Annotated in this window: 11 protein-coding genes; 5 read left to right on the forward strand and 6 right to left on the reverse strand. The window is 66.8% G+C overall.

The window, feature by feature from the left end; translation table 11 throughout:
* Positions 1-2 precede the first annotated feature (2 nt).
* Genes HQN78_RS05135 through HQN78_RS05145 form a run of 3 tightly spaced genes read left to right on the forward strand, consistent with a single transcriptional unit; the run spans position 3 to position 14,066 of the window.
* A complete protein-coding gene (locus HQN78_RS05135; protein WP_235088362.1) occupies positions 3-7,175 on the forward strand; it encodes a hypothetical protein in 7,173 nt (2,390 codons plus the stop codon).
* Positions 7,176-7,186: 11 nt separating this feature from the next.
* A complete protein-coding gene (locus HQN78_RS05140) occupies positions 7,187-10,957 on the forward strand; it encodes a hypothetical protein (protein ID WP_227103481.1) in 3,771 nt (1,256 codons plus the stop codon).
* Between the two features lie 10 nt (positions 10,958-10,967).
* Entirely contained in the window at positions 10,968-14,066 is a 3,099-nt protein-coding gene (locus tag HQN78_RS05145; protein ID WP_235088365.1) for a hypothetical protein, read from the forward strand.
* Between the two features lie 34 nt (positions 14,067-14,100).
* Here HQN78_RS05145 and HQN78_RS05150 read toward each other — a convergent pair whose 3' ends face one another.
* The 6 genes from HQN78_RS05150 to HQN78_RS05175 all read right to left on the reverse strand — a co-directional run bounded on the left by HQN78_RS05150 (position 14,101) and on the right by HQN78_RS05175 (position 20,793).
* A complete protein-coding gene (locus tag HQN78_RS05150; protein WP_235088367.1) occupies positions 14,101-14,409 on the reverse strand; it encodes a DUF1484 family protein in 309 nt (102 codons plus the stop codon).
* Positions 14,410-14,458: 49 nt separating this feature from the next.
* Positions 14,459-15,847, reverse strand: a complete 1,389-nt coding sequence (locus HQN78_RS05155) for a carbohydrate porin (protein ID WP_235088369.1) — start codon at positions 15,845-15,847, stop codon at positions 14,459-14,461.
* Between the two features lie 118 nt (positions 15,848-15,965).
* Positions 15,966-17,363, reverse strand: a complete 1,398-nt coding sequence (locus tag HQN78_RS05160; RefSeq protein ID WP_235088371.1) for a glycoside hydrolase family 1 protein — start codon at positions 17,361-17,363, stop codon at positions 15,966-15,968.
* Between the two features lie 23 nt (positions 17,364-17,386).
* Complete coding sequence (locus HQN78_RS05165) at positions 17,387-19,240, reverse strand: beta-glucoside-specific PTS transporter subunit IIABC (RefSeq protein ID WP_235088373.1); 1,854 nt, start codon at positions 19,238-19,240, stop codon at positions 17,387-17,389.
* A 154-nt stretch (positions 19,241-19,394) separates the two neighbouring features.
* On the reverse strand, positions 19,395-20,213 hold the full coding sequence (gene licT / locus HQN78_RS05170; RefSeq protein ID WP_107801716.1) for a BglG family transcription antiterminator LicT: 819 nt from the start codon (positions 20,211-20,213) through the stop codon (positions 19,395-19,397).
* A 289-nt stretch (positions 20,214-20,502) separates the two neighbouring features.
* Positions 20,503-20,793: a hypothetical protein gene (locus HQN78_RS05175; protein WP_235088376.1), complete on the reverse strand. Its 291-nt coding sequence runs from the start codon at positions 20,791-20,793 to the stop codon at positions 20,503-20,505.
* Between the two features lie 471 nt (positions 20,794-21,264).
* Here HQN78_RS05175 and HQN78_RS05180 point away from each other — a divergent pair, with 471 nt between their 5' ends.
* Together HQN78_RS05180 and HQN78_RS05185 are read left to right on the forward strand one after the other, a co-directional pair.
* The gene (locus HQN78_RS05180; protein WP_235088379.1) at positions 21,265-23,853 is read left to right on the forward strand and encodes a diguanylate cyclase domain-containing protein; all 2,589 of its coding nucleotides are present in this window, start codon (positions 21,265-21,267) and stop codon (positions 23,851-23,853) included.
* A complete protein-coding gene (locus tag HQN78_RS05185) occupies positions 23,799-24,617 on the forward strand; it encodes a bifunctional diguanylate cyclase/phosphodiesterase (protein WP_235088381.1) in 819 nt (272 codons plus the stop codon). The genes HQN78_RS05180 and HQN78_RS05185 overlap by 55 nt, the downstream gene beginning before the upstream one ends.
* The last annotated feature ends 118 nt before the right edge of the window (positions 24,618-24,735 follow it).

Genomic DNA, 24,735 nt, shown 5'->3' on the forward strand with positions numbered 1-24,735 from the left:
TGATGGTTACCGAACTTGCGCTCGTGGATTTGTTCCGCCCCTATCTGCTCAAGGGCGAGAACACGGATTGGCATGCCGTGCTGTCCGTCCTGTATGTCGAGAGTTTCGAGACGGCGTTTGGCGTGGAAGGCACGGTCATCCGCGGCGTGGCGCGCTTCTCCGGCGATGTCGAGATCAGCTTCGATCCGTCCAGCGGCACGCTGCGCGCAGAGGCGTCCAATACCGAAGGGCACCCGCGCAGCCAGCCCGGCCGGCGCGACCCCTGGTTCGACATCACCGACACCCATGTCGAGTTCGCCCTGTCGGTGCCGCGCGCGGCGGGCGCCATCATCGCCAACGGCGTGGGCGGCATTCCCGGCGGCGACGCGGGTTTCGCGCCGGTGCGCGCCGTGCTCAACGCCTGGGACCCGATTCCCGGCGACGCGCCGCCCTCGGACTATCCCGGCACCGGCTTCACGCTGGACCTGGTGCTGGCCGGCATCGTGCTGCGGCCTCCCTTCCTCAAGCCGGCCAAGATGGAGAGCGACGGCCTGCTGGTGCCGGACGCCTCGCGCAGCGACGTCTTCTTCACCCTGCCCAAGATCAAGCTGCGCCTGTCGCAAGGCAGCGACGCCGCCGCGGCGCTGAACGTGTCCATCGCCTCGCTGGGCGTCACCGGCATAGACGATCCCGGCGACATCGGCGCCGCGCAGCTGATTACGATGACGCCGCCCTATGCCTTCGTCGGCGACGGGCAGGTGGTGGGCTTCGGATTCCGCTCCGCCACGCTGGACCTGGCCGACGGCTACACGCCGCCGGAGGTGCTGGACCAGTTTGGCTTCGACGAGAGCTGGACCGGGCTTTATCTGCCGGAGATCCGCCTGTTCGTGGCCCCCAACGGCATGCAGGACTTCGCCGTGGACGCCGGGGTGCGCAACTTCCTGATCGGCTTCGGCCAATCCAGCGGCGTGACCGGCGATTTCGAGCTGATGGTGATCAACCAGGGCGCAGGCCAGCTCAATGTGTCGGCGCGCTTTTTCACGCCGGACGGCGCCGCCATCGGCATCCGCCGCACCGGCGAGCACACCGCCGAGGCGTCCTTGCCCGCGCGCACGCGCATGGTGATCGACATCACGGGGGGCCGCGCGCCCTATGTCGGGCAGGCAAGCTTCGGCGGCGGCGCGCATAACGGCCTGGTGCACGACATCGATCTGTCCGGCGCCGCCGACATGAGCATAGGCGTCACCGCCACCGACGCGTCCAATCCGCAGAAAAGCGCCACCCTCACCATCACCGCGCGGAGGGAGCAGGCCGCGCAGAGCCTGCCCGCGCCCGGCGCCGCGCCCGGCCAGCCGGCCACGGTGCGCACCACCTCCATTACGCTGGAAGGGCAGCCGCAGACCACGCCCGAGCTGTTGCTCGTCCGTCAGGACGCGAGCTCCGTCACTGTCAGCCTCAACCCGGCCAATCCGGCCACGGCCTGGACCGTGGACGGCGCGGCGCAGAGCCCCGGCGCCACGGTGACGATCCCGGTGTCCGCCGGGCAAACCCGGGCGATACGCGCGGAGCTGAGCAGCGGCTCCGTGACCGGCATTACCTGCTACTACCGCTTCGATCACCCCAATGACAGCGATCCGGCCGACTACGCGCTGATCCCCGACAACACCAACAGCTCGCCGGCGGTGGACCCGAGCGGCAGCGCCGTCTGGACGCCGCCGGCGACGCCGTTCATGCAGCAGTACCGCGCGGCGCTCAAACGCATTTCCGCCGCCGCGCTGACGCTGACCGGCGTGGCCAGCTTCGAAGGCAATGTGGCCAAGGCCAAGTACAACTACCTGCTCTCGCGCCGCCGCGCGCGGGCGCTGCAGCAGATCTTGAGCGCGGAGGCGGCCAATCCGGACGCCAATCTGCGCATCCCCAGCTTTACGCTGACGCTGGACCCGCCCGACATCGGCGCGGCGGAACCGCCGCCGGCCTGGACCGCGGACTGGCAGACGCATTCCGGCGCGCGCAATCTGTGGTGGAAGGCGAGCATCGGCGGCTTCGGGCCCATCGCCTTGCCGGGCACCGTCACCCAGGGCGACGCCACGCGGCCGGCGGCCCCGCCGCCGCCGCCGCCCACCATCCCCACGCGGGATCCCGCGCCCGCCACGCCGCCGCCGCCGGACTGGTTCCGCTCCGCCGCGCTCAAGGTGCGCATCGTGCGCGATCAGTTCGTCGCCATTGAATTGAGCGGGTCGATCGACTTTGAAACCGCGGCCGAACAGCGGCTGCGCAACGGCGGCGTCGCCCAGGGCGACATCCCCACCTTCCAGGGCCTGGGCAGCCAGAACCCGTCGGACGGCATCGTCAATTACCAGATCCTCTACCAGCGCGATCCGGCCAGCCAGACCGACGAGGTCAAGCTCTACCTGGGCGCCGATCCCAACGACCGCGACGGCCTGGTGATGACGGGGCAGCTGGCCGGCCAGCCGCTGCAAGCCCCCAGCACCGGCCGCAACGTGCTGGGCATGACCACGGTGTTCACGCCGCTGCTGGCCGCCACCGCGCCCGCCAATCCGGCCGATGGCGACGTCGGCGCCCTGGTGTTGACCGGGGCCGCGCTCGCGCTGCCCATCACGCTGGCGGAGCTGGGCCTGTTCAATGTGGAGCGCGTGGTGTTGTACGGCGGCGAGTTGCATGTGACGACGCGAGCGGGGCAATGGGTTTCCACGCTGTTGTTCGACGTGGAAACGGCGGTGTCGGCCAATGTCTCCATCGGCGGCTTCCAGCTGCTGGAGATTCCGCGTAACAAGCCGCTGGCGGTGCGCTACAAGGCGATAGGCCTGCAGATGGGCTATCCGCCGGGCTCGGCCAACCGCTTCCAGCTGCGGCCGATGTTCGATTCGTCCAAGGGCTATTCCATCGACCTGTCGGGGCCGGGCGCGGTGCGCGTGCCGGACCCGCTGGGCCAGATCATCCAGGTGTTGGGCGCGCGCATCGCGCGGACCAACCCGCTGACCTTCGAAGTGGATCTCGGTTTCGCGGTCAACCTGGGCGTGATCACCATAGAACGCGCGCGGGTGCGCATTCCCGTGGACCCGGCGGGTCCGCCGGAGTTGACGGCCTTCGCCGCCAGCCTGAAGGTGCCGGGCACCATAGAAGGGCGCGGCTATATGGAGATCAACGCCAACCCGTTCGAGATCAAGGGGCAGATCGACGTATCGCTGGTGCCCATCAAGCTGCGGCTGGCGGCGGGCATCGCGGTGTCCGACATCCCGGCGGCCCTGGGCGGGCCGGCCACGGCGGTGGCGATCTCGCTGGAACTGGAGCTGCCGGTGGCGATACCACTGGCGCAGTCCGGCTTCGGCATTTACGGCTTCCTCGGCCTGTTCGCCATGCACTACACCCGCAACGAGGACGGCATCACCTCGCTGACGCCCGCGCTCACCTGGCTGAAGGACCGGGCTCAGGGCAATCCGACCAACCTTCAGGCGTGGAAGCCGCAGATAGACCATTGGGCCTTCGGCGTGGGCGCCATCCTGGGCACGATGGAAGGCGGCATCATCTTCAATGTCAAGGGGATGGTCCTGCTGGAACTGCCGGGGCCGCGCCTGCTGCTGGTGGTCAAGGCCAATCTTCTGGCCAAGTTGCCGGACCTCAAGGACAAAACCGCCGAAGGCACCTTCCTGTGCGTGATCGATCTCGACTTCGGCCGCGGCACGCTGACCATCGGGCTGTCCATCGATTTCAAGATCACCCCCATCGTGCAGATCACCATCCCGATCGAGGCGTATTTCAACCTCAATCACGGCGGCGACTGGCACGTCTACCTGGGCACCTTCCCGGGCAGCGACAGCATGAACCGTCCGCTGCCGGGCCCCATCCACGCCAACATCCTCAAGGTGTTCGACGGCCAGGGCTATGTGATGGTGTCCGGGCACGGCATCCCGGCGTACAAGGGCTTGTCGGCGGTATCGGGCGTGGGCTTGGCCGTGGGCCTGGAGGTGTCCATCACCTGGGGCAACACCTCGATCAACCTTTATCTGCGCGCCACCGCCGGTTTCAACGCGGTGCTCGGCTTCGACCCGTTCTACGTGGGCGGCCTGCTCTATGTCCGCGGGGATTTGCACCTGTTCATCATCAGCATCAGCGCGTCGGCGGATCTGACGGTGCAGATCGGCACCAAGTCCGACGGCTCGCAGATCTCGCGGATAGACGGCGAGATCTGCGGCGAGATCGATCTGTTCTTCTTCAGCATCAAGGGCTGCGTCGATTTCCACATCGGCGAGCAAAACCCCATCATCCCGGCCGCGCCCGAGCTGGTCCGGGCGGTGAGCCTGGTCAGCCGTTCGCCCGCGCTGGTGGTGGGCACCGGGGTGGACCGCGGCATTGATTCGAAAATCGGCGACGCGCTGCGCGGCGCGGCGCAGCCGGCCGCCAACAATCCGGCCTTGCCGGTGGTGCCCATAGACGCCATTCCGGTGATCACGATGTCGGCCACCCCGGTGGACGACGCGCTGACGATTCTGGGCCAGACGCCGGGCGGATCGCCCGGCGCGCCGGCCGACGGCTTCGTCAAGCGCGGCGACTACGCCTACCGCTACGACGTGACCGCCGTGGAGCTGACGCGCGCCGACGGCGGCGTCGCGGTCGGCCCGGGGCCGACGCCGTCGACCTGGTGGACGCTGAACGACCCCACCGAAGGCAATCTCGTCGCCAATCTGTCCCTGCTGAACTGGGTGCCCAATCCCACGCCCAAGGCGCTGGAGCGCAGCCAGTTCCTGGAAGAAAACATCACCGAACGCTGGGGCACCGTCTGCCACGACGCCGCGCCCGCCGCCGCCGTGCTCTGGACCTTCGAGCACGAACCCAGCGGCCCGTCGGAAACCGGCTGGCAGGTGGACGGCATCGCCTGGCCGGACCCGGACAAGACCAAGCGCTCGGAAGCGCCGGACCTGGAGCTGGAGGTGAGCGAACGCTGGCGCACCGGCCAGCGCCAGCTGGACCGCCAGCGCGGCATCGTGCCGGCCGTCATCGCGGGCACGCAAGTGCCGTGCCGCCAGAAGCCCGGACTGCCGTCCTCCACCGTGCCCGCGGGCGCCGCCGCGCCGCTTAATCTGTCGGGTTTCGCCAGCCGTCTCGCCGTCGGGCGCGCGGTGCTGGAAGCCGCCACCGCGCCGTCCATCGCGCTGCGCCGGACCGACCGCATCGACGTCGCCCCGGTCGCGTTTGCCGACACCGTGCGCCAGCTGGCGAGCAGCACCGTCATCAACCGCGCGGCGCTGACGCAGATCAGCGCCGGCCTGGCCACGCTGGCGCCGCCGGCCGCCGCGCCGGGCGCCGCCACCGTGCCGCCGCGCCGCTGCGACAGCCGTCTGCTGGCGTCTCCGCTGTACGACATCGGCCTGCCAGTGGTGTTCGGCGACAAGCGCCGCGCAGGCGAGGTGGCCGCGCAACTGGAGCAGGCCGGTTTCAAGCAAGGCCCGCTGGACGATGTGATCGTGGTGAGCTGCGGCGCCATCGTCGACGGCCGCATCCTGCTGCTGGCCCGGCGCGAACTGCCGCCCAACCCCACGCCGGCGCGCGGCCTGGTGCTGCGTCTGCTGGACGCGAACGGCGCCGAGATCGGCCGCCGCGTGGTGAGCAACGCCGACGCGCTTGGCCTGCTCGGCCTGCCGCCGCGCTGGACGGACACCAACGGGCCGTGGGTGGACCCGGTGTCCCACGTGGTGCTGCAATCCCAGCTGATGCAGGCGCAGGGCTATGTGCCGTATCTGATCCACCTGGACAAGGCGGAGAAGCTGGACCGCATCGAGATCGGCGTGCCGCACGCGAAGGACCCGGTCGCGGCCAAGAAACGCGAGGTGAGCGGGCGGCCGTACTACGTGGCCGCGCTGGAGTTCACCCGCTGGGCCGAGGCCGCGCGCGAAGACTGGGATCAACGCCAGACCCAGCGCAACCGCGGCGTGCTGGAGCAATTGCTGGGCGCCGCCAGCGGCGACGTGGCCTTGCTGGCGCCGGACGAGCTGTACCACCTGCGCACCACGGTCCATATCCGCGCCCGCGACAAAGCCGGCAACGAAACCGACGGCGGCGCGCAGACGCAGGACTTCTGGTTCCGCACCGACGCCAACAGCCCCAAATCGCTGGAACCATGGATGCTGTGCACGCTGCCGGCCGCCGGGGAAGCGCATTATTTTGGCGAGGAGCACGTGCGCCTGGTGTTCGGGACCAACGATGTGGACAAATTGTGGGGGGCTTACGGCAAGGAATTGCGCGTGCGCCTGAAGGCCGCCTCGTTCGCCCAGGTGAACGTGCCGGGCATCGAGCATCCTGTGCCCATCGTCCATCCCGCCGGGGGCGGCGCCGGCATTCAGCCCAAGCTGGGTGATGTGAAGGCGAGCGTGATGTCGCCGTTCGAAGGCGTGCTGGTGGACAAGCTGGCCGAGTTCGGGCCGTGCATCCCGGTCGATGTCGACCGCTCGCGCCACAGCGAGCTGACCCTCCCAATCCCGCTCGAACCCTACACCGACTACGTGCTGGACATCGAAGCCGTGCCCATGGGCGCGCCCACGAACGCCGTGGGCGAGCGCGTGCTGCGGCGGCATTTCTCAACCGGCGCCTTCGGCACCTTCGACGCGTTCGCCACCGCCTTCCAGGGCGTGCTGACCGAGCACCGTTACGCGCCGACGGGGGCCATGCAGGGCATTTTCGCCACCGCCGCCTTCGCCAGCCGGGACCCGCAGGGGCCGGAGCTGGATCAGGCGATGATGGCCGCCGGGCTGGAGCCGATGCCGGTGCCCAAGGATCCGCGCGTCGTCGTGTTCTGGGAACAGGCCAACCCCGCGGCCACGCCGCAGCCGGTGGCGGTGATGATAGACGCCCCCGAGCCCATGCGCCGCACCCGCCCGCTGCCCAGCGAGGAGCCCAGCGGCGACACGCCGCCCAGCAAACGCTGGCAGATGACCGAGCAAGTCTGGCTGGATCTGACCCCGGCGGCCGGCAATGCGGCCGGCGTGAGCCAGACGCTGTGGGCGCCGGGCAATCAACGCGCGCTGATCCGCCTGGGCGCGGGCGCGCGCGGTCAGCGGCTGCGCCTGGCGCTGGAGCGCAAGGTCTTCAAGGCGGCTTATCTCGATGGCGCGGGCGCCGCGCCCACCGATTTTGTGATCGTCGACGAACCGCTGGCGCATGCGCCGTGGGAAGAGTTCTGAGGAGCCCCGAGATGGCGACCCGTATCTACGACCCCGCGATCCTGAACGCGCAAGGCGCCCTGGTGGATTTCACCGCCCTCCTGCGCCAGCGCGGCGGAGTCAACCCCAATATCGGCGCGGCGACCATGGTGCCGCCCAAACGGCGCGCGCTGCTGCTGCGCTGGCAGACCAGCCCCGCGGCCGGGCTGCCCAGCGAGCCCTTCAAGGTTTGGCGCCGTCCGGCCACGCCGCTGGGCCAGCCGCATCCGGTGGGCTATGAAGAACTGGCCTTGCCGCCGCTGTTCCGCATCATTCAGTTCGACGCGCCGCTGGCTTCGGCGCGGCTGACCGTGCATTCCAGCGCCGGCGGCATGCTCAGCGTGGCCGTGCTGGCCGGGCCGCCGGTGCTGGAGGCCATCGTGGCCGTGCAGTCCCGCACCCTGGCCGCGGGCGGCAGCGACACCCTGGAGTTTCAGGCGCCGCTGATCACCGGGCTGATGCTGGTCAACGTCTCCAGCTACGACGCGCCCACCGGGCTCAACGCCGACGAACTGGAAAAAGTGGAAGGCTGGCAGCTGGTGGAAACGGTGGGGCTGCCGGTGGCGGAGGCGGACTGGGCGGGGCTGGGCCAGCGCCACGGCGTCAAACAGGGCAGGGTGGGCGCGGAAATGCCGGCGCCGGACGCGGCGGTGGACCGCTACCAGCGCGGCGTCAATCCGCTGGGCTGGTGGCCGGCGTTTCCGGACGCCGCGCCGGCGCCGATGTGGCAATTGCCGGACCCGGCCAAGCTGGTGGACGAGAGCGCCATCGAACTGCTGCCCATGCTGCATGACGTGGCCTCGCTGCCGCCCAATCAGCAGGCGGCCAAACGCTTCACCTTCACCATCGATCCGCCGCAGAACCCGGCCGGCGAAACCATGCCCGCCACGGACCCGGGCAAGGCCGATCTGTCGCCGGTGGGGCTGTTGGCGATGGCGGCGTCGACCGATCCGCTGCTGGCCGTGACGCTGGGCTACGGCACCGGCTACGCGGACGAGGACATTCCGCCCATCAACTTCGCCAGCAGCCAGCTGTTCGGCGACGCCAGCCGCAGCGATTGGGACTGGCTGATCACCGGCCTGTGGGACAAGGGGCTGGACGGGGCGTCGGGGCCGGTGGAGTTCGCCGCGCTGGTGCCGCGTCCGGGCCTGGCCTTGCCCGCGCCCACGCCGGCGGATTTCGCGGTGGACTTCCAGGCCAATCTGCGGCCGTCTCAGGCGGACCGGGACTGGCTGGCGTCGATCCGGGCGAGCTGGGAGCGCTTTCCCTTGAACCAGCTGAGCGCGGTGGCCAGCTACGCCGCGGCGCGGCGCCGCAACGGCGCGCCCGGCGCGGCCGAGGCGCTGCTGCAAAAGCACGCTCAGGCCGGCGGCCATCGCCCCATCGGCAGCGCGCGCAACGACCGCGACCCGGAGCCGACGCGCCAGAGCGCCACCGACGGCGCGCTCGCCGTCCCCAATGATCCGGGCAGCGTGGCCATGACGTATGCGGCGGCCACCCAGAACATTTTCGGCATCTGGAGCCCCTGGGCGGCGGCGGCCATCACCGTGGGCCAGCCGGACCTCTCGCCAGTGCAGTTCCTGTCCGCCGACCTGCGCGCGACGGACCCGGGCAGCGGCAGCGTCTGCGCGGCGTCCCTGGTGTGCGAGATATCGGTGGACTGGCGCGTGCGCACCCCGTCGCGCATCGATCTGCGCGGTCGCCTGTTCGCCGCGGCCACGCGCAGCAGCGCTCCGCCGGCCGCGCCCGCGCCGGCGGGGCTGCAAAAATCGCTGGGCGGCGCGGCGGCGGCCATGCAGCTGACTTTCGCCGGCGACGCGCCCGCGCTGGCCGGCGGCACGGTGGACGCGCTGGACGCGGAAGGCGCGGCGGTGGTGACGCCCGGCCACGCCGCGCAGGGCAGCAGCCGGCGTTACCGGCTGACGATTCCCGGCTTCTCGCTGGACTTCGGCGCCACGCCGCATATCGGCCTGGTGCTGGAGGCGCGCGCGGTGGAGGCCATCGCGCCGCACCGCAGCGGCCCCTGGCCGCCTACGCCGCGCCTGGCTTACGCCTCCGATCCGCGCGCGCGGCCCACCGTCGTGGACATCGTCCAGCTCGCCAGCCTGCCGGACGCCGCCGGCGAATGCCACGCGCACCTGAGCTGGGCGGCCGTGGCCGGCGCCGTGGGCTACGCGGTGTATGAAAGCACCGAAACCCGCATCCTCAGCAGCCACCCCGGGCAGCCGGAACCAACGCCGGAACGCACGCTCAGCCAGCGGCTGAGCACGATCAAGCAGGCGTTCAAGGCCAACCCCATCCGCCGGGACTTCATCCGCCGCAACGCCGAACTGATCACCGTCACCGCCGCCGACGTGACGATGCCGCGCGGCTCGCGCGACATCCACGTCTACACCGTGCTGCCCATGATGGCGGGCGGCCACGAAGCGGCCTGGCCCAGCGGACCGAACGCGGATCAGGCGCTCATCGCCTACGCCGCGCCGCGGGTGGCCGAGCCCGCGCCGCCAACGATAGAAGTGCAGATGGTGTTCGACAAACCGCCCGCCGCGCCGGATTACCGGGCGCGCATCCGGGTGGGCACGCGCGGCGGCGCCGGCGCGCGGCCCAAGCGCATAGACCTGTACCGCGTGCGCGTGGACGACGCGGCGCGCGCGCTGGACAGCATGGGCCCGCCGATCGCCAGCGTCATGGCCAGCGGCGGCGGCTGGACGGTGAGCGCGCCGGACGGCGGCGGCGACTGGATCGCCCGCCTGGCCGGCGAAGACCGCCCCAGCGGCTCATGGCGCAATGTCTGGTATCGCGCCGTGGCCTGGAGCGACGACGACGCGCTGCGCGGCGTGCTCAAGGGGCGTTCGCGGCCGTCGCCCGCGGTGTCGGTGCTGATCCCGCCGGCCGGGCCGCCGGACCTGTCCCCGCTGACGATGAGCTGGCCCGGCGGCGATCCGGCCGCGGTGCTGCTGCAGTTCAGCTCCAACGCGCCGGTGGCGGCCACGCCGGCCGGGCCGCACATGCTGTCGGTGGAAGCCGTCCTGGCCGGCGGCGCGCCCCTGTTGCGGCGGCAGACGGCGCTCGACAAGCTGGGCCTGGCGCCGCCCGTCACCGGCACGGACGTCTGGCGCATAGACGGCGGCCCCACCCAATACCGGCTGCTGGTGCGTCGCGCCGCCATGGGCGACGCGGTGTCGGTGACGGTGCGGATGACGGACCCGCTGGGACGCGCGAGCGAGCGTACGCTGGCCATCCCGTCCGGCTCCATCGTCCCGCTGCCGCTGTTGTCGCCCATCGTCGGCGCGGCCCTGTCGCCATCCGGCAAGGCCTACACCTTTAGCAGCAACGCGCCGGACAGCGATGCGGGCGGGGTCTATCGTCTGCGCATAGAACTGACGCCCGAACCGTCGGTTCCGCCCATTACGCCGATACCGCCCATCCGGCCCTTGCCGACCATTCCGCCCCTCTCGCCGCGGCTGCCGCCCGGGCTGGGCGGCATAGGCGGCATAGGAATCCCACCCATCATCATCGGCCCGCGTCCCGCGCCGTCCCAGTTCAAGCTGATCAACGGGGTCTATGTGTTCGAGGCGGAGCTGGGCTCGGTGCCCACCGTGTCCGGCAGGCCCGTCCTCGGCGCGTCGGGGCCGGCCGTGGCGCGGCAGGCCGCGCCGGCGCACGACCATTTCGCCATCGTCTCGGCGCTGGCCTTGCGCGGCGTCTTGGTTCGCATCATCACGCCCGACGGCCGCACGGTCGAACAACGGGCCCACGGATAAGGAGCGCGCCATGGTGACGGTTTTCACGTTGACGCCGGCGGGCGCCGCGCAGGCGCTCAAGGACCACGGACTGGACGCGCTGGGGCTGACCGCGCTGCGGCTGGGGCCTCGCTGGGGCGGGGCCAACCCCGCGTTTGACGGCGCGGCGCTCACGCTCGCCTTTGCCGGCGCGCCCAAAGCGCCGTGGCGCGGCATTCTTGAATACCTGGACAGCCTGGCCGCGTTCCGCGCGGCGGACGGCGCGCCCCTGAGCGGGGCCGGCGCGGCGCTGCGCCTGCATCCGCAGGCGGCGGCGCGGCTGGAGACGCTGGCCGCCGGCCGTTACGCCGCGCCCGGGCAGCCCCAGGTGCGCGCCGTGCCGCATACCCTGATTGTCCGCGGCCTGACGGACAACGTCTCGCCGCACAGCTACGATCCGGGCGATGACCTGCCGGCCGGGGCCGCGGGCGCGGCGCTGAGTTTTCACGATGCGCGCGGACTCATCGTCGACCCCGTCGCGGTGGCCGCCATGCTGGACGATCTGCAAACGGCGTTTCCCGCGCTGGATATCAGCGCCGGCGCGGTATCGCCCGCGGCGGCGGGCGGGGTGCGCAGCATTGCCGGCCTGGCCGGCGGCGTGCTCGCCCAGGTGGCCACGTTGCACGGGCGCGCGTTTTCAGCGGTGGGCGGCGGCCCCGGCGTGGAAAGGCAGGCGTCCGGCGGCGGCTCGTCCACGGCGCTGGGCGCGGCAGGGCTGGTGGCCATGAGCGCCGGCCAGCAACTGGCGGGCACGGGAGCCGGCGCGGCGGCCAGGCTGCGCCTGGGCTGGGCCGGCGGCGGCACCATGTCGGCCGGACCGCTCACCGTGCCCAATCTGCCGGCGGGCGTGACGCTGGCGCGCCAGTTCGTCCGCGCCTTCGCCGTGGACCTGGATTGGCATTTGCGCGGCAACCGCACCGCCTCCGCGGTCAACGGCATCCCCGCGGACGACCAGAAAATACCGGCGGACCTGCAGCCCCAGGTCAGGGACGGCGTAACCGTGGATTACCTGGCGGACGGCCCGGACATGTTGGCCGCGGCGTCTCAGACGGCGGGACGCATGATGGGGGCCGGCGCCGGCGCGCTGATGTTCGCCGTGTCGCCCACCTTTGAATCCGGCGTGGGCACCGCCGCCGCGCCGGGCGCGGGCGCGCACTGGCCGGCTTTTCCCGGCCCCAACACCAATGCCGGCTTTGGCGCGGGCATGGCGCCGCCAGCCGGCGTCACCGCCGCCTGGTCCGGAACCAACGACGTGGTGGTGGCCATCCCGGCCGATTTCGCGCCCAGCGGCGCCACCGTGCGCGTTTTCGCGCAGCGCTTCCAGCTGATCCAGGCCATAGGCGAGGAGCTCTCCTTCCTGCGCGCGGACGGCGGCGCGGCGATCGCCGCGGCGGGCAGCCCGGTGCAGGTGCTGGTGCGCAACCCGTTTGGCCTGAAGCCCGGGGACCCGCTGCCCAGCCCCGGCACCCTGGTCTATGACCTGGTGATCGCGCCGCGCACCGGGCGGCGGCGCATGTGGGCGGCGCAGCGCGCCGTCATCGCCGCCGGGCCGGCGGCCGCGCCGGCCGACCCCTTCGCCGCCGGAGACCCGCTGGCGGCCTGGCCGGACAACATCAAATCCATCTGCCCGGTGCCGCTCTTCGGCCTGCCGCGCACCGTGACGCCGCCGGGCGGCTCCCCGGCCACCGCGGCGGACCTGGCGCGCGCGCTGATGTCCGAAACCCAGCCGCGCCAAGGGCCGCGCATGCCCACCATGGCGCGCTTCGACGCGATCGTCGTCACCGGCGTCCCCAGCGCCAACGTATCGGCGGGGCTGGACTGGGACGCGGTGCTCAGCGGCGGCCGCTGGGCGCGCGAAAGCCGATCGGCGGACCACGCCAACGCCAACCCCGGCAACCCCGCCGGCCCGGACACCCATGCGCCGGGCGTGCGCGTCACCGGCGCGCTGGCTTACGACCTGGCCCAGCACGCGCTGCGCCGCGTCCAGCCCATCTTTCCCTTGCCCGGAGATAGCACGCCGGGCTGGATCGCCATGTCCGGCGGCAACAACTTCAACCCGCCCGCCGCCGCGCCGGCGGCCACGCCCGGCAGCTCCTCGGGCGTGGCGCTGGAAACGGTGTGCGCGGTATGCGAAACGCCGGAACTGTCCTTGCTGCCCGACGACAACCCGCTGGGCTCGTCCTCGCCCATCACCTTCCAGAACCTGCTCAACCAGCTGGCCGCCGCCTTGGGGCTGGGCAGCGCGCCGTCCATCACCATCTCCAACGAAGACCGGCTGATCAACGCGGTGCGGCGCGAATTCTTCGTCTCCAAGCACGGCAACCGCGATTCGCTCTGGGCGCTGACCCGCGCCATCGGCGAGGCCGATGAACTGATCTACATCGAGACCGCCGGTTTCGCCCGCACCGCGCGGCCCAGCGGCCCGCCCGCCGCCTATGAGATAGACCTTGCGCAAAAGATAGCGGACCGGATGGCGGCCAACCCCAATCTGAAAGTGATTGTCTGCCTGCCGCGCGAGACGGACTTCGCGCCCGCGTACGCGCCCTTTGTGCGCAGGGCGATCGCCCAGCGCAAGGACGCCGTGGACATCCTGCAAAGCGCAGGCGCGGCGCGCGTGGCGGTGTTCCACCCGCGCGGCTTCCCCGGCCGCTGGGCGCAGCTGCGCACCACCACCGTCATTGTCGACGACGTCTGGTGCCTGAGCGGCGCCACCCATTTTCGGCGCCGCGGCATGACCTTTGACGGCAGCATGGCGGTGGCCTCGTTCGATCGGGACATCGCCGGCGGTTACAGCCGCAAGGTGAGCGCCTTCCGCCGGCAACTGATGGCGGCCAAGCTGCAGGTGAGCCCAACGGACGCGGCGGGGCTGCCGGCCTCGGAATGGCTGCGCCTGCAATCGCCCGCCGCGGCCTTTGATCTGATCTCGGATCTGCTGATGCAAGGCGGCCTCAGCCGGCTGGCCCCGCTGTGGCTGGGCCCGACGGATGCGTCGGTCATCCCGCAGAGCGAGGATGTCGCCGATCCCAACGGCGCCACCGGCGCGTCCGGGCTGCTGACCCTGGCGGGGCTGCTGAGCGAGAGCAGCACCTGAGGCCCGCCGGCCGCAGGCAGAGAGGCCAGGCGGGCTAGACCAGGCGGTTGATGCGGCTTAAGCCCTGGCTCAGGCGCTGTTGCAGCGGCTCCAGCAGCGCCGCGGCTTCCTCGCTGTTCCACAGCAAGGGCTCGTCGCGGCGCTGCAGCAGGGTCTGGATGGCCTGCAGGCCGAGATGGGCGGCTCGGATGTCGATCAGGCCCTGCGTCAGACGGACGTCCATCTCTTCGCATTGCCGGGCCAGTTGCCGGCCCAGCTGCGGCAAGGCGCTCTGGTCCTGTGTATTGCTCAGGTTTTGGTTCAAGCGTCTTAATTGCTCCATGGCGGGCAAGGTCGTTGTCATGGCATTCCTTGGTTTGACCCCTCTGAAAAACTCAAGAAGATTGGCGATATCAGAAGTTGAGGGTGGTTTTTAGGCCCACGACCCAGGCATTGGGCGTCTGAACCAGCCCTCCCGGCCGCACCCAGTATTGGAGTCCGGGTTGCAACTCCAGCCAGGGCCTGACCTGGTAGCGGTAGATCAATTCGGCGTTGACCGAGGATTCCGGCAGCGGCGCGTAAAGCGGGTCCTGATAGTCGCTGACGCCGGCTCGCTGATTCAGCAGGTTCTGGCTGCGGCGCCAGTTGGGGCTGGCCTGAAATTTGGATACGCCCAAGGCCAGCCAGTCATTTGGCCGGGCATCAAATGGTCCGCGATAGCGTAAGGACAAGGAGCTGGCATAGGACCGGGCGTTGCTGCGTTGATCGGCCACGCCCAAGCTCCAGGAGAGGCTGAGCCCGCGGTTGGCTGTTTCAAGATGGCGAGTCAGCTGTTGATTGAAGCCGGTGTACAGATACCAAGTATTGCGGTAGTGCCGATACCCCGCGGGGTCGTCCGTTCCCGCGCCTCCGGATGCTCCGGCGTAGAAGTCGCGTTGCTTGGCATTGGTATAGAGCAATCCCAGCATGTAAATGCCTGGCAGGCCAAAATGGCGGGTTTTCCATTCCGCTTCCAGCGGCAGCAGGATGCCGCGGCTGCCGTCGGTGGATACGCTCCAGGCGTGGCTGCGTGATGGCGCTTGCGGGTTCTGTTCCAGCAGGCCGGTTTTCAGGGTGACTTCCGGAGTGAGCCGGTACTGTAAGCTTGTGCCCCAGTAGTGCACGTTCCAGTTGTACCAAGTGCGCGAGCCGGCGGATTTTCCTCCGCACAGATTCAAGGTCTGGAAATCGCAGGGAATGATCTGGTCGAAGTCCTGCACCTTGTTCATCAGTCCTATCCGCCACTGCAATCTGCCGTCGAGAAAGCTGCGACGGAAGGTCAGCCAGCCCAGCCGGGTAATGGACTGGCCGCCCCAGCTTTCCTGCGCCAGGTCGTTGAAACCGACGCGTGGGTCTTGCAGCCGCGTGCTGGTCAGATTGTTGTCATGATTACGGTTGACGATATTGCCTTCGATCGCGGCATCGGGCATGCCGGTCAGCGCCTCCAGGCTTTGGCTGAAGGTCAGCGAAAACTGGTCGATGTATTCGGCTTTCTTGTCCGTGTTGTAACCGCCTTTGGCGTTGTAGGCGGTTTGGCTGACGTGGGCCAGGCGATAACGAAAACCATATTGTTCCAGCCGGTTGCGAATACCGGTATCGGTGCTGAGCAAGTCGCCGGCCTGCGGTTCGAAGCCCAGAACCGTGCCGTTCCAGGCCGGGTTTTGGCTTTCGGCTTGAATGACATCGGGGCTTAGCAATACCCCTAAGCTCAGCGCCAAAGCCAAGGGACCGCGACGCGGGGCGGTAGAGAACAAGGTAGGCATGTTTGTCTCCTGATCTTTCCGGCGGCTGCCTAGGCGCGGGCAAAGCCCGCTCCTGGCTTATGGCAGCGCCTGCTATGGCTTGGCCCGCTGTTGGCGAGCCGCGAATGTTCCCGTGCGATTAGCCGGCCGGCTTAAGCGTTTGTCCCCGGCTGCGGATCACGTCTCGATACCAGTAAAAGCTGTCCTTGCGCCGTCTCTCCAGGCTGCCTTGGCCTTGGTCGTCCAGATCGACGTGGATGAAGCCGTAGCGTTTGGACATCTCCGCCTTGGAGGCGCTGACTAGATCAATAGGCCCCCAACTGGTGTAGCCAAGGAGCTCCACGCCGTCGTCCAGCGCCTCGGCCGCTTGCAGCAGGTGATCGTTGAGGTATTGGATGCGGTAGGGGTCGTGGATGCGGCCGTCCGGCGTCACCTCGTCGCGCGCGCCCAGGCCGTTCTCCACGATGAACAGCGGCTTCTGGTAGCGGTCGTAGAGCAGATTGAGCAAGTAGCGCAGGCCCTGCGGGTCGATCTGCCAGCCCCATTCCGAACTGGGCAGGTGAGGGTTGGGCACCATGCCCAGCACGCCGTTTGCCTGTTGGCCCACTGTGGGATCGGCTGAGGCGCAGCCGGACATGTAGTAGCTGAAGGAGATGAAGTCTACGGTGGCGCGCAGGTCGTCAAGGTCGGCAGCGCGGATGTCCAACGCGATGCCTGCCTCGCGGAAGAAGCGCTGCATATAGGCCGGATAAGCGCCTCTTGCCTGCACATCGCCAAAGAACAGCCACTTTCGGTTTTGCCGCAAAGCTTCCTGCACGTCTTCCGGCCGGCACGTGAGCGGGTAACGAACGCCTCCCAACAACATATTGCCGATCCGGGCGCCCGGTATCAGTTCATGGCAGGCTTTGACGGTGCGGGCGCTAGCCACCAGTTGGTGATGGATGGCTTGGTAAACCGCTTGCTTGCCGCTGTCCGGCGGCAGACCGACGCCGGTAAACGGCGCGTGCAGCGCCATATTGATCTCATTGAAGGTCAGCCAGTATTTGACCTTGTCGCGATAGCGGGCGAACACGGTGCGGGCGTAATGCTCAAAAAAGGCGATGGTCTGGCGGCTGGCCCAACCGCCGTGTCGCTGGGTCAACGCATAGGGCATTTCGAAGTGCGACAGCGTGACCAAGGGTTGAATCCCGTGCTTGGCCATTTCGTCGAACAGGCGATCATAAAACGCCAGCCCGGCCTCGTTGGGCGCGTCCTCGTCGCCTTGGGGAAAGATGCGGCTCCAGGCGATGGACACGCGCAGGCAGCTAAAACCCATCTCGGCGAACAGGGCGATGTCCTCCGGATAGCGGTGATAAAAGTCTATGGCCTGGTCCTTGAGGCCGCTGTCGCCGGCCACGCGCTGGGCGATGGGGCCAAACACCCCTTGCGGCAGCACATCCGAGGTGGACAGGCCCTTGCCATCGGCCAGGTAAGCGCCTTCAGCCTGATTGGCGGCCAAAGCGCCGCCCCATAGAAAATCAGCGGGAAACAATGTCATCTCTATATCTCCTGATGCGGTGGTTAACGACTGACGGCCAGCAGAGGGGCCAACTCCGCCACCTCGGCCATGGTGAGAGGCTGCACTTGCGGGCAGCCGGGGTTGCTGATCAGCACCAAGCTGGTCATGTCGAAGCCGGCCTCGGCAATGGCGGCGCGGTCAAACTCCAACAGCAGATCGCCCGCCGTGATGGCGTCGCCTGTCCGGACATGGGCGTTGAAGTGGCGGCCATCGAGCTTGACGGTGTTGATGCCGATATGGATCAGCATTTCGGTGCCGTCGTCGGCGACGACCGCCAGGGCGTGGCAAGAGTGGAATAGGGATTTGACCCGGCCGCCAAACGGCGCCACCACCCGACCGCTGTGCGGCAAGATAGCCACGCCCTTGCCCAGCACGCCGCTGGCGAAGGCGGGGTCCGGTACCGTGTTGAGCGCCTGGGGCTGGCCATGAATCGGGGAAAGGACTTGATAAGACGATGAGGCATCGACCGCGGTTGGAGCCTCTGTCGTCGCGGCGGCGGCCGCCTCGGCCTTGGGCTGGCCGAAGAAGAAGGTGAGCAGCGCGGCGAGACTCGCCGCCAGCAGGCTGCCGGCAATCGCTCCCCAAACCGTATAGTCGATGCCGCTGTCGGGAATGAGTTGAGCAAAGGAAAAAATGCTGGCCAGACCCATCGAGTATTTTTTTGCCTGCACATAGCCGACAAACAGGCCGCCTAGCGAGCCTCCCACGCAGCCGAAGATGAAAGGGCGTTTGGCCGGCAAATTGATGGCATAGATGGCCGGTTCGGTAATGCCGAACAGGCCGGACGTGACCGCCGAGCCGGCCAGGGCGCGTTTTTTGGCGTCGCGGCTGCGCAGCATCACCCCAAAGGCTGCGCCAGCCTGCCCTAAAACAGCGGGGATCAACATGGGCGTCAAGGTGTCGTAGCCCAGCGCGCTCAGATTGTTGTAGAACAGCGGGATGAATCCCCAGTGCAGGCCGAAGATCACCAAGACCTGCCAGCCCGCGCCCAAGGCGGCGCCCGCAAGCATGGGCATGAAGCCGTACAAGACCTGAATGCCGCCCGCCAGTGTTTGGCTGGCCCAAGTGGCCAGCGGTCCTATCAGAATGAAGGTGAGCGGCACAACCAGGATCAGGCAGGCCAGGGGCGTCAGGATGTTGCGCACCGAGTCATGCAGGCGTGGACGGAGCCTACGCTCGACTTGGCAACTGACCCAGGCCGCAAACAGGATGGGCATCACCGAGGAGCTGTAATTCATCAAGGTGACGGGCAGGCCGAGAAAATCCAAAGCCGCCGTCCCCGGGTCTTTGGCGGCCTCAAAAGCACGGAGCGCTTGTGGATGCACCAAGGCGCCGCCAATCGCCATGGTGAACAGAGGATTACCGCCAAATTTTTTGCCGGCGGTATAGCCCAGCGCCATCGGCAGGAAATAAAACAAGGCGTCGCTGGCGGTGAACAAGAGTAAATAGGTGCCGCTGCTCTTGCTCAGCCAAGCGCAAGCCACGAACAGAGCCAGCAGCCCCTTTAAAACACCGGAGGCGGTAAGAATGCCCAGGACGGGCATGAAGATGGCCGATACCAGGCTGATAAAACGATTGAACAGCCCATCCTTTTCTTCCTTATCGGCGTCCTCCTGGGCACCCATCAGCGGCTGTATCTCGGCATAGACCTCCGCCACCCGGTTGCCGATCACCACCTGGAATTGCCCGCCGCTCTCCAGCGCAATGAGCACGTCGGGCAGGCTGTTCAAGCTTTCGGCATGGGCCAGCCCCGGGTTGCGCAATTTGAAGCGCAGACGGGTGGCGCAGTGCACCAGGCTCAGAATATTGTCCTTGCCGCCCACTCCCGCGACGATCAGCTTGGCGAGTATGTCCATTGTTCTCCTCCCTATGGCGAGCGAACGCTCAAAAAAAAACCTGACCGCGCCCGCCCGCAATGGGGGAGGCGTGGTCAGGTTTTGCCTGTTCTAGACAGTAACAACCCTGTTGATGTCTCGGCGGCTCAAAGCCGCCGGCGAGTAAAGATCAGGCTTACAGACGGCTGATGTGAATGGCGAGGAACATCATCTCGTCCAACTCAAGTTCCTTCTGGTACTGCTCCCAAATAAAGCCTCTAACGCTTTCCGCGCTGCGCCACGCCTGCGGGTAGCTTGCCTTCACCGCCGCATGCAAGGAGGCGTCTCCAACAGGCAATGTCTGCTGCGACAACACGCGTTGCGCAAAAAACTTCAGGTGGGCAATGAAGCGGTGGTAGTTCAGCATTTGCTCGTCAAGCTCACGCCCTTGCTGGTAGGTGACAATCCGGAGTATCTGCTGCATCAATTGGGAAATGGCTTGCATCCCGAGAGCCTCGGTTGATATTTGGGCATTGGTCAAATGCCAGGCGATGAACCCCGCTTCATCTTCCGGCAGGCTCAGACCCAGGCGCTGCTCAATCAGCATCAGCGCTTGCTGGCCAAGGGCGAACTCTCTTGGGTAGAGCCTGCGCATTTCCCATTGCAGCGCGTTGTGGAGGGCAATGCCCTGGCGCTGGCGTTCAATCGCGAAATGGCAGTGATCCAGCAGCGCCAGATACACCTCCTCGGGCAGTTTGCCCAATTGCTTTTTCGCCAGGCTGAGGATGTCGGCGCACACCGCCATCACCTCCGCGGGGATGCCGCTCAAGACTTCGCTCAAGCGGGATGTCAGCTCATGGTTTTGCAAGGCGAAGAGTTTTTCGATCCGGGCCGGGTCCAGCGCGTCTCCCGGGCGCTTTTGGAACCCCAGGCCGCAGCCCATGGCCACCAACTCATGCTGGTGTTCGTCCAACACGAGGGCCGCGTTGTTGTTCAAGATTTTGCTGATTTTCATAGCGCACACCCTGAAAACAAAAAAACCTGACGGCTTGGCCTCAGCCAAGTCATCAGGTTTTGCCTGCTTGCGCAGTAACAATCCTTGAGCACATACATCCGGTTTGACGACGCGGGAACCCTGTCACGGCTTTGGTCCCAGCTGTCATCAACGCATAAGACCATAGGATGGTAGGAATGACAACTTAATTTGTTAAAAATATGACGATTCAACGCCGACTGATGCGGGCGTCTGACAGAGCGGGCAGCCGGGGGCGGTTTAGCGGCCGTGGCGAAAGAGAGGGAAGGTGTCATTGCGGTCTCCAAGTCAGTGTTGGAAACCCGTCGTTCCGCGGGCAGGGAACGGCGTCGGGGCAAAGGCTGTGCAACTGGCTGGCGCAATCGTCCAGCACCGCGGTGGCGGCGCAGGCCAGATGCTGCAAACGGGGCTGATGTGACTGTGCGGCGTGGGATTGGAAGGCGTCAAGCGCGTGACGCAGGGTGGCGAGGCAGTTCAAGGCCAGGGCGCAGGCGGCCAGGGTTTGGCTCTGTGGATCAGGCGGCGGTTTGGCGAAAGCGGAGTGCGGATGGGAAGGGGGCATTGCGGTCTCCTAGTCAGCTTTAGAGCCTGCCCGGAGAGGCATGGACAGGCACGTGACAAGGTGGCAAGACCGGTATGTATGATCAAGGACCGGCAGCCCACAAGGAGCTCCCTGCCACGGCCTACCCGAATGGGTACAGCGTGGCAGCAGACGTAGTTGTGCCAAAGCGGACACAAAAGAGTCTGCGATCATACATTTCTGGGCTTGCCAGCCCTACGCAGCGTATTGGGCGCAGCGCGAGGCACAGGGTACTGAGGCGGGGGTGGGGCGTCAAGCCAATGGCGGAGGAGAGGAGGGTTTCTTGATTGTCATCCTTCAAAGGATGCGCCGTGGTTCATCAAGTCGGAATTTTCAAGTGGAGCGGGCTGGAGTTTGTGGGGCCTCAAGACCAAACCCTATGGTTAATGCCTTGTTCTACCGTGGCGGAATTTACTATCTATATAGGATATTGATTGGGGTCAGCACGCCGGGGTGGACATTTTGCCAGACCGATTTGAAGCCAAGTTGCGAGTCGCCATTGCCGTTGCCATGTTGTTTGTAGCGGCGCTGTCGCTTTCCATCTGGAAGGTTGTCGACAACGCCAGTCAAGCCGCGCACTGGCTGGCGAACAGCGTTCTGGTCATGGACCAGTTGGCGCATATCCGCGGCGATACCACGCAAGTGGAAATGAGCACTCAGAACTATCGTCTGACAGGCGATGAATCCAATTTAAAGGAGCGCGACAGGGCAATTGACGCACGCGAGCGCTTGTTGGCGCAGCTTCGTGTGCGAGTCGGCGATAGCCCGGAACAGCTTAAGCGTTGGATAGCTCTGCGCAGGGTCGTCAATCAGCGATTGGCAATCTCCCGTGAGGTTGAGCGCTTGTATCGCCAGCAGGGCGGAACCGCAGCCAGCGCCTATGCGACGCAAGCGCCGCTACGCGCCTCCCGCACACAGGTATATCGCTTGCTGGACGAAATGGACCGGGAAGAGCACCACGTGTTGGAACGGAGGCAGATCGATTATGAGCGCTCACAGCAGTGGCAGCTATGGTGGAACGGCCTGAGCGGCATCACGCTTTACCTGCTGCTGGCCGGGACTTTTTTCATGGTGCGGCGGCAATGGCGGGCGCTCAAGGCCAGCCGGGAGGCATTGGCGTCCAGCGAGGAAAGCCTGGCCGCCACGCTGCATTCGATTGGGGACGCGGTTGTTTCCGTCAATGCGGCTGGCTTGATTACCCGTTGCAACCGGGTGGCCGAGTTGCTCACGGGTTGGCCTGCCGCCGAGGCCGTCGGCGTGCCCCTGTCACAGATATTGACCGTGCGGCGGGATAAAGACGACCGGGCTATCGATTTATTGGCGTGCGGCACAAGAATGGTGACTCAGGCCTTGCACATGCCGGAGTCCTGGCATGGGGAACTGGTGGCGCGCGACGGCCGGCAGTGCCCGATCAGCTACACCGTGGCCCCGATTATCGCCAGCGGCGGTCAACTGAACGGCGTGGTGGTCGTATTCCATGACTCCACCGCGGAACGGGATGCCCGGCTGACCATACTGGCGCAGAATGCCCTGCTTACCGAGAGAGTGCAGGACCGGTCCTTGCGCTTGGTGGAAAGCGAGGCGCATCTGGACGCCATCCTCAGCGCAGTGCCGGTGCTGATTGCCTATGTCAATGCCGATCGCCTCTATGTGTATGTCAACGAACAGTACCGGCAGCGCTTTGCGCCAGAGCGCGTGAACATCACCGGCTGCGCCGTGAAGGAAATTCTGGGGGAAGAGCGTTACGACATAGCCTGTCCGCGCATTGACAAAGCGCTGGCAGGCGAGCCGCTGGACTATGACTGGCAGCCTTTTCCAGGGGTTTGGCAAAACATACGCTATGTGCCCAAACGCAATGAGCAGGAGGAGGTGATCGGTTATTACGTGCTGGGCATCGACGTCACCGAGCGCAAGGCGGCAGAGGAGCATATCCAGCTGCTCAACAACGAACTGTCTCAGCAAGTGCGCGAGCTGGAGCATGTTTCCCGCGCCTTGCGTACCCTCAGCGCCGGAAACCGCGCCATGTTGCGCGCCAAGGACGAGCAGGAGTTGCTGGACAGCAGCTGCCGGGCCATTGTTGAGGCCGGCGGTTACGACACGGCGGTGATTTGGTATGGCGACGGAGAGGCGCAAGAGCTACAGCCGATGGCTCAATGCGGCTTTGCCGGCGGGCTGGACGAACTGAAAGGCATTGTCCTGGGCAGGGCCGATGCCGCCGGCGGCATCAGCATCACGCCGACTGCCGTGCGTACCGGCAAGGTGCAACTGGCGCGCGACATGCAGAACGACAGCCGGTATGAGGCGCTGCGGGCCTTGATGTATGGAGCGGCATCCGGCCTGGCCTGCCCGTTGCGGGTGGACGGCCGCGTGATCGGCGCCCTGACCATTTACGACAAGCAGGCGGATACCTTTGACGACGACGAGATTGATTTGCTGATTGAGGCCAGCGCCGATCTCGCGTTCGGCATCGGCTCCTTGCGTGCGCAGCGGGAACGAGAGCAGGCCCGCGCAGCCATGCAGCAAATGCTGCGCCATGATCAACTGACCGGCCTGCCCAATATGTTGCAGTTTGAAGAGGCATTGACGCTGGCCGTTGTACACGCCAGTCAGGAGGGCCGCATGCTGGCCGTGCTGCAGTTCAATATCGAACGGCTGGGGGAAATCAACGAGGTGCTCGGCTTCGCGCAGGGCGACCAGGTATTGCGTGAGTTTGGCGCTCGCCTGAGGGCTTGCCTGCCCGCCGCCGCGTTGGCCGCGCGCGTGCGAGGCGACGAATTTACGGTCTTGCTTCCCGGCGCCGATGCGCAAGAGGCCTTGGTGCTGGTCACGGCGGTCACCTGGACGATGACCACCGCTTTTGAAGTGGCGGGGCTGACCCTGGACGTTGCTGCAAGAGTGGGGATCGCGCTGTTCCCTCAACATGGGGGGAACGTACACGATTTGTTGCGTCATATGGGCAAGGCCGCACAGCAGGCCAAGCAGCGGGGGTGGCTTATTGCCTGTACGAACCGGGCAAGGGCGAGACGCAGGCTGAGCGGCTGACGCTGGCCAGAGAACTCCGCCATGCCATAGCGCAGGGCGAGCTGCGGCTATACCTGCAGCCCAAGGTCAGCCTGGCCGATGGCCGGATTTGCGGCGCCGAGGCCTTGGTGCGCTGGCAGCATCCGCAGCACGGCTTGTTGGGGCCCAGCGCCTTCATTGATATCGCTGAGCGGTCCGGGCTTATCCACCCGCTGACCGAGTGGGTCATTACGGCAACGCTGGAGCTTCTGCAAGCTTGGCAGCGGCAGCGGCTGATGCTGCCCATCGCGGTCAATTTATCGGCGCGCAATCTGCAAGACGACGCCTTGCCGGACAAGCTGCGGCTTTGGCAGGAACAGCGTTCGATTCGCACCGGCTTGCTGGAGCTGGAAATCACGGAAAGCTCCGTGATGTTGGACCCGGAGCTGGCGCTGGCCTTGTTGCATGAACTGCGATGCGCTGGTGTCGCACTGTATGTGGATGATTTTGGCACTGGCTACTCGTCGTTGAGCTATCTGCAAAAACTGCCGGTGGATTACATCAAGATTGATCAGTCTTTTGTGATGAATATGTCGCAGGACAAAGACTCCGCCATGATCGTGAAATCCACCATCGAACTTGTCCACCATCTGGGACGGCTGGTGGTTGCGGAGGGAGTGGAATCCGCCGCTGACTGGCAGAGCCTGCGCGAACTGGGCTGCGACTATGCTCAGGGATATTTTATTGCCGCGCCGATGCCGGCTGAGCAGTTCGCCGCCTGGACCACCACTTTCCAGGCGCCATAGCGTGGGAAAACCTCCTGTGCCGCAAGCCGCTTTGCTTGGACGGTTAGCTGCGACAAGGTGTTGTGCTCCTGTTTCGCGAGCAAGCGCTGGCCTAAGCCCCGCAATGCTTTGATGACCG

The sequence above is a fragment of the Chromobacterium sp. Beijing genome (assembly GCF_021496765.1).
GTDB lineage: Bacteria > Pseudomonadota > Gammaproteobacteria > Burkholderiales > Chromobacteriaceae > Chromobacterium.